Source organism: Micrococcus sp. KRD026 (assembly GCF_017168445.1).
Lineage (GTDB): Bacteria > Actinomycetota > Actinomycetes > Actinomycetales > Micrococcaceae > Micrococcus > Micrococcus luteus.
On the sequence record NZ_JABFBA010000004.1, the window covers coordinates 40,302 to 55,281 of the forward strand.

At 74.1% G+C, this 14,980-nt stretch carries 14 protein-coding genes; 7 read left to right on the forward strand and 7 right to left on the reverse strand.

Annotated elements, in window-relative coordinates:
* Positions 1 to 43 precede the first annotated feature (43 nt).
* Genes J1M40_RS01120 through J1M40_RS01130 form a run of 3 tightly spaced genes read left to right on the forward strand, consistent with a single transcriptional unit; the run spans position 44 to position 2,497 of the window.
* Positions 44 to 865: an ABC transporter substrate-binding protein gene (locus tag J1M40_RS01120; protein ID WP_036314235.1), complete on the forward strand. Its 822-nt coding sequence runs from the start codon at positions 44 to 46 to the stop codon at positions 863 to 865.
* Complete coding sequence (locus J1M40_RS01125; protein ID WP_020626482.1) at positions 862 to 1,692, forward strand: amino acid ABC transporter permease; 831 nt, start codon at positions 862 to 864, stop codon at positions 1,690 to 1,692. Before J1M40_RS01120 ends, J1M40_RS01125 begins: the two co-directional genes overlap by 4 nt.
* A 1-nt stretch (position 1,693) precedes the next feature.
* Positions 1,694 to 2,497, forward strand: a complete 804-nt coding sequence (locus J1M40_RS01130) for an amino acid ABC transporter ATP-binding protein (RefSeq protein WP_241251958.1) — start codon at positions 1,694 to 1,696, stop codon at positions 2,495 to 2,497.
* A 99-nt stretch (positions 2,498 to 2,596) separates the two neighbouring features.
* Here J1M40_RS01130 and J1M40_RS01135 read toward each other — a convergent pair whose 3' ends face one another.
* Complete coding sequence (locus J1M40_RS01135) at positions 2,597 to 3,190, reverse strand: hypothetical protein (RefSeq protein WP_020626481.1); 594 nt, start codon at positions 3,188 to 3,190, stop codon at positions 2,597 to 2,599.
* Between the two features lie 200 nt (positions 3,191 to 3,390).
* On the opposite strand from J1M40_RS01135, the gene J1M40_RS01140 reads away from it, so the two are divergent.
* The 3 genes from J1M40_RS01140 to trmB are packed head-to-tail and all read left to right on the forward strand — an operon-like array spanning position 3,391 to position 6,265.
* Complete coding sequence (locus J1M40_RS01140) at positions 3,391 to 4,137, forward strand: DedA family protein (RefSeq protein ID WP_036314296.1); 747 nt, start codon at positions 3,391 to 3,393, stop codon at positions 4,135 to 4,137.
* A gap of 5 nt (positions 4,138 to 4,142) precedes the next feature.
* Positions 4,143 to 5,273 (forward strand): hypothetical protein, encoded by a 1,131-nt coding sequence (locus J1M40_RS01145; protein ID WP_241251968.1) that lies wholly within the window; start codon positions 4,143 to 4,145, stop codon positions 5,271 to 5,273.
* Entirely contained in the window at positions 5,270 to 6,265 is a 996-nt protein-coding gene (trmB, locus tag J1M40_RS01150) for a tRNA (guanosine(46)-N7)-methyltransferase TrmB (protein ID WP_036317245.1), read from the forward strand. The genes J1M40_RS01145 and trmB overlap by 4 nt, the downstream gene beginning before the upstream one ends.
* A gap of 22 nt (positions 6,266 to 6,287) precedes the next feature.
* On the opposite strand, the gene J1M40_RS01155 is transcribed toward trmB, so the two are convergent.
* The 5 genes from J1M40_RS01155 to dnaK form a co-directional block, all read right to left on the reverse strand.
* Positions 6,288 to 7,355 carry an alpha/beta hydrolase gene (locus J1M40_RS01155; protein WP_251393439.1) on the reverse strand — a complete coding sequence of 356 codons (1,068 nt, stop codon included), beginning with the start codon at positions 7,353 to 7,355 and terminating at the stop codon, positions 6,288 to 6,290.
* Positions 7,334 to 7,885, reverse strand: a complete 552-nt coding sequence (locus tag J1M40_RS01160) for a heat shock protein transcriptional repressor HspR (RefSeq protein WP_020626477.1) — start codon at positions 7,883 to 7,885, stop codon at positions 7,334 to 7,336. The genes J1M40_RS01155 and J1M40_RS01160 overlap by 22 nt, the downstream gene beginning before the upstream one ends.
* Positions 7,882 to 8,889 (reverse strand): DnaJ C-terminal domain-containing protein, encoded by a 1,008-nt coding sequence (locus J1M40_RS01165; protein ID WP_069941130.1) that lies wholly within the window; start codon positions 8,887 to 8,889, stop codon positions 7,882 to 7,884. Before J1M40_RS01165 ends, J1M40_RS01160 begins: the two co-directional genes overlap by 4 nt.
* 68 nt (positions 8,890 to 8,957) lie before the next feature.
* The gene (locus J1M40_RS01170) at positions 8,958 to 9,620 is read right to left on the reverse strand and encodes a nucleotide exchange factor GrpE (protein WP_070708624.1); all 663 of its coding nucleotides are present in this window, start codon (positions 9,618 to 9,620) and stop codon (positions 8,958 to 8,960) included.
* A 163-nt stretch (positions 9,621 to 9,783) separates the two neighbouring features.
* On the reverse strand, positions 9,784 to 11,643 hold the full coding sequence (dnaK, locus tag J1M40_RS01175; RefSeq protein WP_070708878.1) for a molecular chaperone DnaK: 1,860 nt from the start codon (positions 11,641 to 11,643) through the stop codon (positions 9,784 to 9,786).
* 324 nt (positions 11,644 to 11,967) lie between these two features.
* Between dnaK and J1M40_RS01180 the strand changes: the two genes are divergently transcribed.
* Positions 11,968 to 12,618, forward strand: a complete 651-nt coding sequence (locus J1M40_RS01180; protein WP_070708879.1) for a Dps family protein — start codon at positions 11,968 to 11,970, stop codon at positions 12,616 to 12,618.
* Positions 12,619 to 12,695: 77 nt separating this feature from the next.
* Here J1M40_RS01180 and J1M40_RS01185 read toward each other — a convergent pair.
* Positions 12,696 to 14,980: MMPL family transporter (locus J1M40_RS01185; RefSeq protein ID WP_241251959.1), on the reverse strand; the 2,285-nt coding region annotated here is incomplete at its 5' end.

The window sequence follows — 14,980 nt, forward strand, 5'->3', positions numbered from 1 at the left end:
CCTCCGACCCGCCCCCTCCCGACGGCGACACAGAAGGCCCTCCATGACCCGCATCCACTCCCGCCTCCTCGGCACCGTGGGGCTCACCGCGTCGGCGGCGCTGCTCACCGGCTGCGCCGTCCTCGGCGGCGACGCCGGATCCGCCGGCATCGTGTCCGACGACGACCTGAGCACCTCGTACGGCCTCGTCCAGCCCGGCGTCCTGACGGTCTGTTCCGACGTCCCCTACCCGCCCTTCGAGTTCGAGGAGAACGGTGAGCTGACCGGCTACGACATCCAGCTGGTCGAGGCGGTGGCGGAGAAGCTGGGCCTCGGGGTGAACGTGATCGACTCCTCCTTCGAGGCCATCGAGTCGGGTGCCTCGCTCACCGGCTGCGACGTGAACGCCTCGTCGATCTCCATCACCGAGGCCCGTCAGCGCGTCATGGCCTTCACCCTCCCCTACCTCGACGACGACCTCGTCCTGGTCGCGAAGAAGGGCTCCGGCATCACCGACGTCGACTCCGCGAAGGGCCGCCGGATCGGCGTGCAGGCCGCGACCACCGGCGACGAATACGCCCAGCAGAACGGCCTGAGCCCCGTGCAGTTCGAGGACGGCGGCATGCAGGTCCAGGCCCTGCAGGCCGGCACCGTGGACGCCGCCCTGGGCAACCAGTCCGTGTTGCTCTACTCCCTCAAGGACGACGATCGCTTCGAGGTGGTCGAGTCGCTGCCCACGGGCGAGCAGCTCGGCATGGCGGTCGGCCCGCAGAAGGCGCAGCTCGGCTCCGCCGTGAACCGCGCGCTGCAGGAGCTGCGCAACGACGGCACCGTGGCCGAGCTCCAGGAGCGCTGGTTCGGTCAGGCACAGGAGGACTACCGATGAGCACGCAGGCCCCCGTCTCGCCGGCACCGGCCATGAAGCCCGGCCGCGCGCGCCGCCGTCGTCGGCTGTCCCTGATCATCCAGGCGGCCGTCTTCGTCCTCGCCCTCGTCGTCCTGGCCGTCCTCATCGACTGGGGCGCGCTCGCCGAGAACGTCCTGAACTTCCCCGCCGTGGCCCCGATGTTCCCCAACGTGATCCTCGTGGGGCTGGGCAACACGCTGTTCTACACGGTCACCTCGTTCGTCGTCGGCCTGCTGGGCGGCATCGTGCTCGCGCTCATGCGCCTGAGCTCGTTCGGCCCGTACCGGTGGCTGGCCACCGCCTACGTGGAGTTCTTCCGCGGCGTCCCCGCGCTGCTGGTGTTCCTCGCCTTCGGCTACGGGGTGCCCTTCGCGTTCGGGGTGTCCTGGCCGATCCCCGTCGTCGTGATGGTGGCCCTGGGCATGGTCTCGGCCGCGTACATCGCCGAGACCCTGCGTGCCGGCCTGCAGGCGGTGCCCCGCGGCCAGATGGAGGCGGCCCGGTCCCTCGGCATGCCGACGTGGCGGGCCATGGTCACCATCGTGATCCCCCAGGCGTTCCGCATCGTGCTGCCGCCGCTCACCAATGAGGTCATCCTCCTGACCAAGGACTCCTCGCTGGTCTACGTGCTCGGCCTGGCCGCGCACGAGTACGAGCTCACCAAGTTCGGTCGCGACGGCATCTCCGCCCTCGACGCCGGCATGACGCCGATCCTTGTGGCCGGCCTGTTCTACCTCGTGATCACCGTGCCGCTGTCCCTGTTGGCCCGCCGGTTCGAGGCCCGTTCGACCAAGAAGGGGCACTGAGATGGCCCAGCAGAACCCCATCACCGGATCCTTCGGCGCGGTGGCCGCCGCGGACGCCGCCGGCGTGCACGTGGCCGGCCTCAACAAGTCCTTCGGCGCCAACCACGTGCTGCGCGGCATCGACCTCGACGTCGCCCCCGGCGAGGTCGTGTGCCTGATCGGCCCGTCCGGCTCGGGCAAGTCCACCCTCCTGCGCTGCGTGAACCTGCTGGAGAAGCCCGACTCGGGCGTCGTCACGGTCGGTGAGTTCACGGTCACGGACGAGGACGTGGACCTGGACCTGCTGCGCCGCCACGTGGGCATGGTGTTCCAGCAGTTCAACCTGTTCCCGCACCTGTCCGTGCTGGAGAACTGCACCGTGGCCCAGCTCAAGGTGCTCAAGCGGGGCAAGGCCGAGGCGGTGGACATCGCCCGTCGGCAGCTGGCCCGCGTGGGCCTGGCCGAGCTCGAGGACCGCTACCCGGACCAGCTCTCCGGCGGCCAGCAGCAGCGCGTGGCGATCGCCCGGGCGCTGGCCATGGACCCGCAGCTGATGCTCTTCGACGAGCCCACCTCGGCCCTCGACCCCGAGACCGTCGGCGACGTCCTGGCGATCATGCGTCAGCTGGCCCGCGACGGCATGACCATGCTCGTGGTCACCCACGAGATGGGCTTCGCCCGTGAGGTGGCCGACCGGGTCGTGTTCATGGACGGCGGCGTCGTGGTGGAGGCCGGCCCGGCCGCCGCGGTGATCTCCGACCCCCAGCAGCCGCGCACCCAGGACTTCCTGCGCCGCGTGCTGCACCCCACCGAGATCGATCTCTGAGCCTGCCCGCCCGCCGTGCCCCGGTGGGTGGGCACATGCGTGAGGGGCCCCGCCCGGACCATGGTCCGGGCGGGGCCCCTCAGGCATGCGGCGGAGGCGTCAGGCCTTCTTGCGCAGCTTCTTCAGCTCGTCACGGGCCTCGCGCAGCGCGGCGACCTGCTCCTCACGGGCGGCGTGGATCGCGGCGACCTTCTCGTCCTGGGCGTCGCGGATGGCCTGCACCTTGGCGTCGCGGGCGCCCTCGATGCGGGCGGCGCGCTTCTTGGCGGCCTTGCGGCGCTTGCCGGGGCGGTTGGCCACGGAGTCGGCGGCGATGGCCAGGCCGGAGCCGACCAGGAAGATGTCCTTGGCGACGGCGGTGCCCTCCTGGGACGGGCGCACGCCGTCCGCCTCGGTCATCTCCGGGGTGTTCAGGTACATGGAGAACAGGCCGCCGGAGAACGCGGTCAGGGCGGAGCCGGCGAGCCAGCCCGGGACGAACGGGGCCAGCAGGGCCGAGCCCACGCCGATCTCGGTGGTCACGAGGAACTTCTTGAACTGCTCCGGTGACAGGTTGGCCAGCGCGGGCAGGCCGCGGGCGCTCATGTCGCGCAGGCCCTGGGCCTGCTCCGCGGAGATGCCGCGCTTGTTCAGGCCGGAGTTCAGGATGAACGCGCCGGAGGCCAGGCGCAGCGGAATCTGGACGATGCTCATGGAGTCTTCCTTCCAGTAGGGCCCGCGGCACGCACGTGGAGTGGGGTGTGGCGCGAACGGTCGGTGAGCGGTCTGCACCTCCGACAGTACCAACGGCAGCCCGCTCCCGCCCGCCCGGAGGCGCGGCTGTGCGCGCAGAGCGGACGACGTCGGCGCCTCCACCACGTCGCGGAGGCGGTCGATGATGGACAATGGGGCGCATGCTCCCCCTCGTCGCACCCCTGACCGTGGCCGCCGCCGCGCCCACCGACTACGGCTGGCTCGGCAACATCGTCGTGGACATCATGGAGGCGGTCGGCCCGATCGGCGTCGGCCTGGCCGTCTTCGCGGAGAACATCTTCCCGCCCATCCCGTCCGAGGTGATCCTGCCCCTGGCAGGCTTCACCGCGGCCGGCGGCGCCTTCAGCCCGCATGCCGCGCTGGTCTGGGCGACGGTCGGCTCGATCGTCGGAGCGCTGGCCCTCTACGGCCTCGGCGCGTGGCTCGGCCGCCACCGCATGTACCGCCTCGCGGACCGCATGCCGCTGGTGGACATGGAGGACGTGGCCAAGACCGAGCGCTGGTTCATCCGATACGGCTACTGGACCGTGTTCCTGGGCCGCATGGTCCCCGTGTTCCGCTCCCTGATCTCCATCCCCGCGGGCATCGAGCGGATGAACCTCGCGAAGTTCACCCTGTTCACGGCGCTGGGCTCCCTGATCTGGAACGCGATCTTCGTGTACGGCGGCTACGCGCTCGGGGAGCGGTTCCACCTCATCTCCGAGTACGCGGACGTCTTCTCCAACGTCGTCCTGGTCCTGATCCTGGCCTTCCTCGCGACCTGGGTGGTCCTGCGCCTGCGCCGCGACGCCCGCCGCCGGAACGACCCGGACTGGCGCCCGCCGACCGCGGACGAGATGGCCGCCCGCGTCGAGGCCATCCTGGAGTCCTCCGACCACCGGAAGTGAATCGCATGCACCCCGTCCTGCCCTCCCCCCGCCGTGGCCGCGCGGCCCTCGGCCTGGCCGCCGTCGCCCTGGTGACGCTGAGCGCCTGTGCCCGCACCGAGCCGCAGCCTGAGCCTGCGCCCGCCACGACGGCGGCCTCCGCCCTGCCGTCCATGGACATGGCCCCGTTCACGGTCGAGGTCCCCTCGCACGACCTCGAGCGGGTGCCGGAGGCGAGCGTCGCCGTGCTCGAGGGCGAGGACCCGGACCACCACGGGGCGTGGCTGCAGGTGCCCGGGGCGCCGGCCTGGACGGAGGCCATGGCCGAGGCCGTGCGCGCCCAGATCGACCAGTACCGCCGGGACACCGACCCGAGCGCGGACCCGCGTCTGGAGATCCAGCCGCAGCTCGCCGTCGTGGCCGAGGACATCGCCGCGGCCCGCCTGCTCGCCACGGAGCGGCGCGGCACGGACTCCGTGTCCACCTCGCACGTGATCTGGTACTCGGCCCGCGAGGACCGCGTGCTCGAGACCGCCGATCTCTTCACCCCCGACGGCTGGGACGCGTTCCGCGCCGAGGTGCGCCAGCGCATGGCCAACGACCCGGACGTGATCGGCTCGCGCCTGGACTCGGCGGTCGACGCCCCGGAGCAGGTGGAGAACCGTCGCGTCTGGGACGCGGTGGTCTTCCTGCCGGACGGCAGCCTGATGCTCGAGGCGGACCAGGCGTCCATGGCGCCGGCCGCCGCGGGCGTGCTGACGGTGCGGATCCCTCGGGACACGGCGACCGCCTGGCTGTCCGACCTGGGCCACGTCGCCGCGGACGCCGCCTCCGCCCCCGCCGACCTGCGTCTGCCGGACCGCTCCACCCCGACCCCCGAGGAGCAGCAGCCGGAGCCCGCCCCCGAGCCGGAGCCCGAGACGTCCTCGTGGACGGAGGAGGCCACCGGCGCACCCGTGCCGCCCCCGTCCGCGCCCGCCGACACGGCGGCCCCGACGCCCAGCGTGACCACCCCGGTGCCGAGCAGCACGGCCCCGTCCTCCTCGGCCCCCGTCGGGGGACCGCTCCAGCAGCACCCCCTGACCCCGGCGCCGGGCGCCGTCGTCGGCCGCGGTCTGCACCGTCGACGCGCGGCCGTGGCAGGATCGGGGCGATGACTGAGCACCTGCCCCGCCCCTGCCCGGACGCACCCGGCCCCGACGCCGTGCCGCCGCCCGCCGAGCGCGTCCACGCGCACGACCACAATCGGGACAAGGACCCCGCCCTCGTCCGACGGGAGCCGGTCTCCTTCGTCCGGCGCGGCGCGCGCCTGAACGCGGGGCGACAGGCGGTGTGGGACCGCCAGGCGGAGCGGGTCCTCGTGGACGTGCCCCGCGGCCGCGGCGCCACCTCGGTGGACGCCCGGGCCCGACTGGACTGGGCGGGGGTGTTCGGGCGCGAGGCTCCCCTGCTGGTGGACATCGGCTCGGGGCTGGGCGAGTCCACGGCGCAGGCCGCCGCCGACCGGCCGGACTGGAACGTGCTCGCCGTCGAGGTCTACGTGCCCGGCCTGGCCGCGCTCATGACGCGCGTGGAGCAGCAGGGCCTGGAGAACGTCCGCGCCGTGGAGGCCAACGCGCCCGAGCTGCTGGACGCCCTGCTCACGCCCGGCTCCGTCTCCGAGGTGTGGGTGTTCTTCCCGGACCCGTGGCACAAGAAGCGGCACCACAAACGCCGTTTGGTCTCCCCCGCCTTCGCCGATCGCGTGGCGCGGGTGCTCACCCCCGGCGGGGTGCTGCGGCTGGCGACGGACTGGTCGGGCTACGCCGTGCAGATGCGCGAGGTGCTCGAGGCGCACCCGGAGTTCGAGAACCTCTTCCCCGGGCGCGCCGCGGGCGAGGACTCTCCGCTCACGCGGGTGCGCCGCGAGGGCAGGGAGACCGAGGTGGGTGCCCAGCCGCTGCCCGCGGGATGGGAGAGCGCGGCCGAGGAGGAGCGCCCCCTGCGCGCCGGCCTGGGCGAGGCGCGGGCCGGCGCGGCGGCCGCGGACCCCGTGGACCACGACGGCGGCTGGGCGCCCCGGTTCGAGGGCCGACCGATCACGAGCTTCGAGGCGAAGTCCCAGCGGGCCGGGCGGCTCGTGTTCGACCTGGCGTACCGCCGCCGCTGAGCACGGGGCCCGACGGGGTCGCTCAGGCCGGGGCGACCGGCCCGGCCGGGTCGGCGCCGTCCGGAACGGGCGACAGCGGCAGGCCGGCGGTCACCCGCGCGGTCGCCGCGAGCGTCACGGACCCGGCGTCCCGGTAGCCCCTCGGGGCGTCCTCGGGGGCCGTCGGCGACCAGCGGGCCGTGCGGTGGCCGCGGACGGCGGCCCCCGCCAGGCCGGGCCGCGGGGCCACCGGCAGCGCGGCGGCGTCCGTCCAGTCCCGACGACGGCCGACCGCGCGGCCGACCCGGGCGAGGAGATCGCCCGGGGCCAGGGCGCGGAACGTCCGCCCGGACCGCAGGCCGAGGTGCGCGGCCCGGGCCGCCAGGGCGGCGGGCAGGCCGACCGTGCCCGAGACCACGAGGGCCTCGACGGGACGCTCGGCCGGCCACGGGGCCTCCGCGTCGTCGGGCTGCAGGCCCCGGTCCGCGAGCAGGCGCAGGGCGTGCGCGGCCACGAGCGAGCCGTACGAGTGGGCCTCCACGGCCCCGTGCACGGCGGTCCCGCGGGCGCGCAGGGCCGGGGCGACATCGTCGTCCTCCCCCGGCCCGTGGCGCAGGAACTCCCACCAGGCCCGCACATCCGCGGCGAGCATCGCGCCGCCGCGCCGGCCGGGGCCGTCGAGCACCACCCGCCAGGGCGTGGGTGCGGGGTAGCCGAGCCACCCGATGACGACGGGGCGGGGTGCGCCGGCGGCGCGCTGGGCGGCGGCGAGGTGGGCGGCCTCCCGGGCCGTCCCCCACATGGCCGTCTGGGGGCGGATGCCCATGCCGGAGACGAGCCAGGTCAGGTGGGTGGCGGTCGCGGGGTCCCCCGCGGCGACCACCGCGCGCGGCCCGTCCGGGCCCTCGAGGACGTAGTCCAGCAGATGCCGGGCGGGCAGGTGCGGGTCCATGCCCTCCGGCTTGAGGGCGTGGACGATCCCGTCCAGGGCGCTCCGGGCCTGCCGGCCGAGGCCGTCGCGCCGGGCCATGTCGGCGCGCAGCCGCTCCTGCACGCGGGACCGCGCGGCCGCCCCGAACGACGCCCGGCTCAGTCCTGCTCGGACTGCCACGTGGGCACCCGTCGGAGGCCTGCGACGCCGGAGGGCAGCCTCCGCAGGCCGCTCGGGCAGGCCTCGCCCGCGGTGTCCGCCCCGGCCCGTGCCGCGGCGTGACGGCGGACGGCCATCCGGTCGGCGTAGCGGGCCGAGACGTCACCGCCGGAGCCCACGGTGAAGACGCGGGCCAGGCGGGAGGCGTGGTGGAGGCGGTCCACCTGGGCAGCCAGCTCGACCACGGTGTCCTGCAGCTGCTCGACCTCGCGCTGCAGCGCGATCACGCGGCGGATGCCCTCCAGCGAGATGCCTTCGCGGCTCAGGGTCTGCACGGTCTGCAGCCGCTCGACGTCGGCGAGGGAGTAGCGGCGGTGCCGTCCGTCCTGGCGGGCGGGGACCACGAGGCCGAGCCGGTCGTACTGGCGCAGGGTCTGCGGATGCATGTCCGCCATCTCGGCGGCCACGGAGATCACGAAGACCGGGGCGTGCCGGTCGGGACCCCCCTCGCGGCCCCGGTCCGCACGGGCGGCGCCGTCGCGGGCGCTCACCAGGCTGCCTTCCGGGCCAGCTCCCGCCGCGGATCGTCGCCGGCAGTGGCGGACTGCAGGGCCTCGACGGCGGCGCGGGCGTCGTCGTTGAGCGTGGTGGGCACGGTGACGCGCAGCTCCACGAGCAGGTCACCCGTCGTCGTCCCGCGCTCGACACCGCGGCCCTTCAGGCGCAGCACGCGGCCACACTGGGAGCCCGCCGGCACCTTCACCTTCACGGGGCGCTCCAGCGTGGGCACCTCGATCGTGGCGCCGAGGGCGGCCTCGGGGAAGGTGACGGGCACGGTGATGCGCAGGTCGTCCCCGTCCCGGTGGAAGAACTCGTGCTCGCGCACGTGCACGGTGACCAGCAGGTCGCCGCGGCCGGCCGCACCGGGCGCGCCCTTGCCGCGGGCACGGACCTTCTGGCCGTCGCGGATGCCCTTCGGGATCTTCACCTCGATCGTCTCGCCGTCCGGGGCGCGCAGGGACACCGTGGTGCCCTGGATCGAGCCGCGGAAGGAGATCGTGGTGGTGGCGGTGCGGTCCGCGCCCTTCGTGGGGCGCGGCCGCGCGTAGCCGGCGTCGCCGAAGCCGCCGGGGCCGAAGCCGCCGGGGCCGAAGCCGCCGGTCTGGCCCGCGGCGCCGCCGAACATCCCGCTGAACAGGTCCGACAGGTCGGGCCCGGACTGCGTGGTGCGGGGGCCGCCCCCGCCGCCGAACATCCCGCCGAAGACGTCCTCGAAGCCGCCGCCGTCGGCACCGCCCGGGGCGGAGAACCGGGCGCCGCCGCCCATCGCGCGGATCGCGTCGTACTCCTGGCGCTCCTGGGGGTCGCTCAGGACGGCGTACGCCTCCGAGATCTCCTTGAACTTCTTCTCGGCCGCCTCATCCCCGGGGTTCTGGTCCGGGTGGTGGGTGCGGGCGAGCTTGCGGTAGGCCTTCTTCACATCCGCATCGGAGGCGTCCTTGGACACCCCCAGGGTCGCGTAGAAGTCCTTGTCCATCCAATCCTGCGAGGCCATGGTGCCTCCTCTCGTGTGTATCGGTCAGGGGGTCGGCCGGCGGCGGGGTGGGCCGCCGGCCGACGGGGTCACTCGTCTCCGGCGGAGACCATCACCTGGGCGGCGCGCAGCACGCGGCCGTCCCGGAGGTAGCCGTTGCGGAAGACCTGGACCACGTGGTCCGCGGGCACCTCTGCGTGCGGCTGGCGCATCACGGCCTCGTGCACGGCCGGGTCGAACTCGACGCCGGCCAGGGCCTCCTGGTCGTGACGCTCGAGGCCGAGGCCGGCCAGGGCGGTGTCGAGCTTGGTCGCGATGGCGGCGAACGGACCGTCCGTCAGGTCGCCGGCGGCGCGGGCGGCGTCGATGTCGTCGAGCACCGGCAGCAGCGCCGTGACGGCCTTGAGCACGCCGGCGTCCCTGGCCAGGTCGCGGTCGCGGTCCACGCGGCGCTTGTAGTTCACGTACTCGGCCTGCAGACGGCGCAGGTCGGTCTCGAGCTCGGCCTCGCGGTCCGAGGCCGCGGGCTGCGGCGCCTCGGTCCCGGCCTCCGCGCCGGCCTCGTCGAGGATGCGCTCGGCCTGGGCGAGGGCGTCGCCGTCCTCGGCCTGCTCGGCCGCGCTCTCGGCGGAGACGCGGGGCTCACCGGTCTCGGGGTCGATGCGGCGACGGTCGTTGAACACGATGGGCTCCTCCTCGGAGCCGCGCTCGGCGTCGGAGGAGCCGTGCGGACGCTGCTGGTCGGCGCTCATGGTGTGTCCTTTCGAAGCGGGTGGGCGCGGCGGGTCCGCCGCGCGGGGGGGTGGTGCGGGAAGGCCGGCGGGCCGGCCTGGCAGGGGCGCTGCCGGGCCGGCCCGCCGGCGTCGTGGGCCTCCGGGCGGGGCGGGCGTGGACGCCCGCCCCGGCACCGGGGTGTCAGGCCTTCTTCTCGTCGTCCTCGTCGACCACCTCGGCGTCGACGATGTCCTCGTCGTCGCCCTGCGGGGCGGCGGACTCGGCGCCGGCGTCGGCCGACTCCGCGCCCTGCTGGGCGTAGAGGGCCTCGCCGATCTTGACCTGGGAGGCCTGGAGCTTCTCGAACGCGGCGGCGACCTCGTCGTCGTTGTCCTGCTTCTCCAGGGCGGCCTTCAGGGCGTCGACGTCGGCCTGCACCTCGGTCTTGACGTCCTCGGGCAGCTTGTCCGCGTTGTCCTGCAGGAGCTTCTCCACGGAGTACGCGGACTGCTCCGCCTGGTTGCGGCGGTCGGCGGCCTCACGGCGCTTCCTGTCCTCGTCCGCGTGGGCCTCGGCGTCCTTGACCATGCGGTCGATGTCCTCCTTGGACAGCGAGGAGCCGCCCGTGATGGTCATCGACTGCTCGGTGCCGGTGCCCTTGTCCTTCGCGGAGACGTGCACGATGCCGTTCGCGTCGATGTCGAAGGTGACCTCGATCTGGGGCATGCCGCGCGGGGCCGGGGCGATGCCGGTCAGCTCGAAGGTGCCCAGCGCCTTGTTGTCCCGGGTGAACTCGCGCTCGCCCTGGAAGACCTGGATGGACACGGAGGGCTGGTTGTCCTCGGCCGTGGTGAACGTCTCGGAGCGCTTGGTCGGGATGGCCGTGTTGCGCTCGATGAGCTTGGCCATCACGCCGCCCTTGGTCTCGATGCCCAGCGACAGCGGGGTCACGTCGATCAGGAGCACGTCCTTGCGCTCGCCGGCGAGCACGCCGGCCTGCACCGCGGCGCCGATGGCGACGACCTCGTCCGGGTTCACGCTCTTGTTGGGCTCCTTGCCTCCGGTCAGCTCCTTCACCAGGTCGGAGACGGCGGGCATGCGAGTCGAGCCGCCGACGAGGACCACGTGGTCGATGTCGGAGACCTTGACGCCGGCCTCCTTGATGACGTCCTCGAACGGCTTGCGGGTGCGCTCGAGCAGGTCCTTGGTGAGGTCCTGGAACTTGGCGCGGGAGAGGTGCTCGTCCAGGTGCACCGGGCCCTCGGGGGTCACGGACAGGTACTGCAGCGAGATGTTGGTGGAGGTGGCCGAGGAGAGCTCCTTCTTGGCCTGCTCCGCGGCCTCCTTCAGGCGCTGCAGGGCGATCTTGTCCTTGGACAGGTCCGCGCCCTTGGACTTGGCCTGCTGGAGCAGCCAGTCCACGATCCGCTGGTCCCAGTCGTCGCCGCCGAGGCGGTTGTCGCCTGCGGTGGCGCGCACCTGGATGGTGGCGAAGTCGTCCTCGTCCTTGGCGACCTCGAGCAGGGACACGTCGAAGGTGCCGCCGCCCAGGTCGAAGACCAGGATGAGCTCGTCCTCCTTGCCCTTCTCCAGGCCGTAGGCCAGGGCGGCCGCGGTGGGCTCGTTGATGATGCGCTTGACGTTCAGGCCCGCGATCTCGCCGGCCTCCTTGGTGGCCTGGCGCTCGGCGTCGTTGAAGTAGGCGGGCACGGTGATCACCGCGTCGGTGACCTTCTCGCCCAGGTACTCCTCGGCGTCGTGCTTGAGCTTCATCAGCGTGCGGGCCGAGATCTCCTGCGGGGTGTACTTCTTGCCGTCCACCTCGGTGGTCCAGTCGGTGCCCATGTGGCGCTTGATGGACGCGAAGGTGCGCTCCGGGTTGTTGACGGCCTGGCGCTTAGCGACCTCGCCGACCAGGACGTCCCCGCCCTTGGAGAACGCGACGACGGACGGGGTGGTGCGGGCGCCCTCGGCGTTCGCGATGACGACCGGGTCGCCACCCTCGAGGACGGCGACGACGGAGTTGGTGGTGCCGAGGTCGATGCCGACTGCACGGGACATGATGGGGTCCTTCCTGTCTGACGGTGAAGCGGGGGCCGGACCCGCGGGCCGGGGCACCGGCGCCGCAGGGACTTGAGCCTTCATGACTCAGGTTGCCACCGGGGCGGTGGACTGTCAAGTGAACCTGAGTCGACTTCACTCACTTCTGCTTCTGCGAGGGTCAACGCGGGCGGTCCGCGATCCATTCCCGGGCCCCGGCTCCATCCCCCATCCGTCCCGGTGCAGGCGCCCGGCCCTGGAGGCGCGGGGGTCTCACGCGGTTGGATGGCGGATCACGGGGCGCCGCCGACGGCGCGCCCGTCCCGACGGAGAAGGAGCACCACCATGGCCGAGCAGAACGCCGCCGACTACACCGTCCCGGGCCTGTCCCTGAGCACGGGCCGCCGCACCGCCGAGATCCTCCAGGGTCGCCTGCACGCCCTCAACGACCTGCAGCTCACCCTGAAGCACGCCCACTGGAACGTGGTGGGCCCCGGCTTCATCGGCGTGCACGAGATGCTCGACCCCCAGATCGAGCTGGTCCGCGGGATGGTGGACGTCCTCGCGGAGCGCATCGCCACCCTGGGCGTCTCCCCCGCCGGCACCCCGGGCGCGCTCGTGGCCGCCCGTGCGTGGGACGACTACACACTGGGCCGCGCGTCGACCCTGGAGCACCTGGCCGCGCTGGACCTCGTCTACGACGGCGTCGTGACGGACCACCGCGCCGCGATCGACGCCACCGAGGACCTCGACCCGGTCACGCAGGACATCCTCATCGACCAGGTGGCCCAGCTCGAGCTGTTCCAGTGGTTCATGCGCTCCTTCCTCACCACGGACGACGGCCGCCTGAGCAGCGCGGGTGCGGCCACGGAGGCCGCCGCCGCGGGCCGGGTGAAGGACGACCAGGCCGCGCCCGCCCCGCAGGGCGCGCGCACGAAGAAGTCGGGTGCCAAGAAGGCCACGGCCTCGAACGCGAAGAAGTCCAAGAAGAAGTGACCGCGCGCCCCTGAGGCGCCCGCGTGCACGGAGGGCCCGACCGCACCACCGGTCGGGCCCTCCGTCGCCGTCCGGGCTCAGGCGGCCCGCGCCGGCCACCAGACGCGCGGGCCGATGTCCCGGACGAGCGCGGGGATCAGCAGCGTGCGCACCACCAGCGTGTCCAGCAGCACTCCGAAGGCCACGATGAACGCCAACTGCACCATGAACATCAGCGGGATCACCGCGAGCGCGGCGAAGGTGGCCGCCAGCACGACGCCGGCCGAGGTGATCACCCCGCCCGTCACGGTGAGGGCGCGCAGCACGCCCGCCCGCGTGCCGTGCCGCGGCGTCTCCTCCCGCGCCCGGGTCATCAGGAAGATCGTGTAGTCGATCCCGAGCGCCACGAGGAAGACGAAGCCGTACAGCGGCACGGTGGGGTCGGCGTCCTCGAAGCCGAACACGTGCCGGAACACGAGGGCCGAGACGCCCAGGGCCGCGCCGAAGCTGACCACGGTGGCCGCCACGAGCAGCACGGGTGCCAGGAGCGAGCGCAGCAGCACCGCGAGGATGACCAGCAGCATCGCGAGGATCAGCGGGATGACGACCCGCAGGTCGCGCTGCGTGGTGACGTTCGTGTCCAGCGCCTGGGCCGCCGGGCCGCCCACGAGGATCTCGCCCGTGGCCGGGAGGTCCGCGAGCCGGTCGCGCAGGCGGGCCACGGTCTGCTGCGCGGCAAGGGACTCGCCCGGGTCCGCCAGGGTGGCCGAGACCAGCACGCGGCCGTCCACCACGCGGGGCTGCGGCTCCGGCGCGGACGCGGCGCCCGCCCCGCCCTCCGCGTCGGTCACGCCCGGGGGTGGGCCCGCGGCGGCCTCGGGGGCGTCCGTGGTGACCTCGGCCTCGGCCACGCCGGGGTCCTCCGCGACGGCGGCGAGCACCGCCTCCGCGTCCCCGGCCGGGGCGAGGATCTGGGCGGGGGCGCCCGCGCCGGCGTCGAAGTGCTCGCTCAGCAGGGCCTGGGCCTGCCGGGCGTCGGAGTCGCCGAGCAGCACGTCCTCCTGGGCGACGCCGTCCGCGCGCAGCTGCAGCAGACCGCCGCAGAGGGCGAGGAGCACGACCGTCGTGGCGACCCAGACGAGACGGGGCCGGCGCGCGACGACGGCGCCCACCCGCGTCCACACCCCGTGGTCCTCCTCGAGGCCGGCGACGGGTCGGCCCGCGCCGTCGAGCGGCGGGGTGAAGGCCCGGCCCCGGGCGGCTCTGCGCTGCGCGCGACGGCGAGCGCGCTCGGGGGACGGGATCGTGGGCCAGAAGGCGGCACGCCCGGTCAGCCGCAGCAGCGCCGGCAGCAGGGTCAGGGCGGCGAGCCACGCGAACGCCACACCCGTGGCGGCCACGGGGCCGAGGGAGCGCGTCGAGTTGAGGTCCGAGGCCATCAGGATCAGCAGGGCGAGGGCCACGGTCGAGGCGGACGCGGTGATCGCGCCGAAGGACCCGCGCACGGCGGCCCGCAGCGCCTCCCCGACGTCCGCCCGGACCAGCAGCTCCTCGCGGTGCCGGGCCACGAGCAGGAGGCAGTAGTCGGTGGCCGCGCCGATCACGAGGATCGAGAGGATGCCCTGGGCCTGGCCGTTGAGCTGGATCCAGCCCGCCAGTGCCATCCCGTAGACGGCCACGATCGCGCCGCAGAGCGCGGCCACGGCCGTCAGGAGCACGAGGACCGGCAGCAGGACGGAGCGGTAGACCGCCACGAGGATCACGAACACCACCGCGAGCGCCACGAGCAGCAGCAGCCCGTCGATGCCCGCGAACGCGCCGCCCAGCTCCGCGACCAGGCCCGCCGGACCGCCCACGTGCCACTCGGTGTCCGCGGCCACGGTGCCGGCGAGGGCGGGGTCGGCGGCCGCCGGGTCCGCCACGACCTCCCGCAGGTCGGCCACCACGTCGGCCACGGGCCGCTCGGCCCCGGCCGAGGAGTCGACGAAGGCCAGGAACTGCACCGCCGCGCCGTCGTCGGAGGGGATCGGGCCGGCGACGTCGGTCACGCCCGGCACCTCGCCCAACCGGCCCGCGAGGTCCGCGAGCGCGGGGAAGGCGGCCGCGGGGTCCGCGGTGCTCGCCGGGCCCACGACGACGGCGGGCACGGCCTCGCCGTCCTGGAACGCCGCCGCCTCCTGTCCCGCGCGGGTGGACTCGGCCGACGCCGGCAGGAAGGTGGCCTGGTCGTTCGAGGAGACGTCGCCGATCCTGCCGAACACGGGGCCGCCCAGGCCGAGCACGGCGAACCAGACCACGGCCAGCGCCGCGGCCAGGCCCAGCCGCAGCCCCCGAGGGGGACGCCCCGTGGCGGCGGGGGTGCGGAAGGCGGAGAGGTCGGGCG

What these genes read in the sequence shown, in the direction of transcription:
- J1M40_RS01180 (WP_070708879.1), top strand. Translation starts at nt 11,968, where the DNA reads ATGGCCGAGCAGAACGCCGCCGACTACACCGTCCCGGGCCTGTCCCTG.
- J1M40_RS01135 (WP_020626481.1), bottom strand. Translation starts at nt 3,190, where the DNA reads ATGAGCATCGTCCAGATTCCGCTGCGCCTGGCCTCCGGCGCGTTCATC.
- J1M40_RS01170 (WP_070708624.1), bottom strand. Translation starts at nt 9,620, where the DNA reads ATGAGCGCCGACCAGCAGCGTCCGCACGGCTCCTCCGACGCCGAGCGC.
- trmB (WP_036317245.1), top strand. Translation starts at nt 5,270, where the DNA reads ATGACTGAGCACCTGCCCCGCCCCTGCCCGGACGCACCCGGCCCCGAC.
- dnaK (WP_070708878.1), bottom strand. Translation starts at nt 11,643, where the DNA reads ATGTCCCGTGCAGTCGGCATCGACCTCGGCACCACCAACTCCGTCGTC.
- J1M40_RS01120 (WP_036314235.1), top strand. Translation starts at nt 44, where the DNA reads ATGACCCGCATCCACTCCCGCCTCCTCGGCACCGTGGGGCTCACCGCG.
- J1M40_RS01130 (WP_241251958.1), top strand. Translation starts at nt 1,694, where the DNA reads ATGGCCCAGCAGAACCCCATCACCGGATCCTTCGGCGCGGTGGCCGCC.
- J1M40_RS01145 (WP_241251968.1), top strand. Translation starts at nt 4,143, where the DNA reads ATGCACCCCGTCCTGCCCTCCCCCCGCCGTGGCCGCGCGGCCCTCGGC.
- J1M40_RS01125 (WP_020626482.1), top strand. Translation starts at nt 862, where the DNA reads ATGAGCACGCAGGCCCCCGTCTCGCCGGCACCGGCCATGAAGCCCGGC.
- J1M40_RS01140 (WP_036314296.1), top strand. Translation starts at nt 3,391, where the DNA reads ATGCTCCCCCTCGTCGCACCCCTGACCGTGGCCGCCGCCGCGCCCACC.
- J1M40_RS01165 (WP_069941130.1), bottom strand. Translation starts at nt 8,889, where the DNA reads ATGGCCTCGCAGGATTGGATGGACAAGGACTTCTACGCGACCCTGGGG.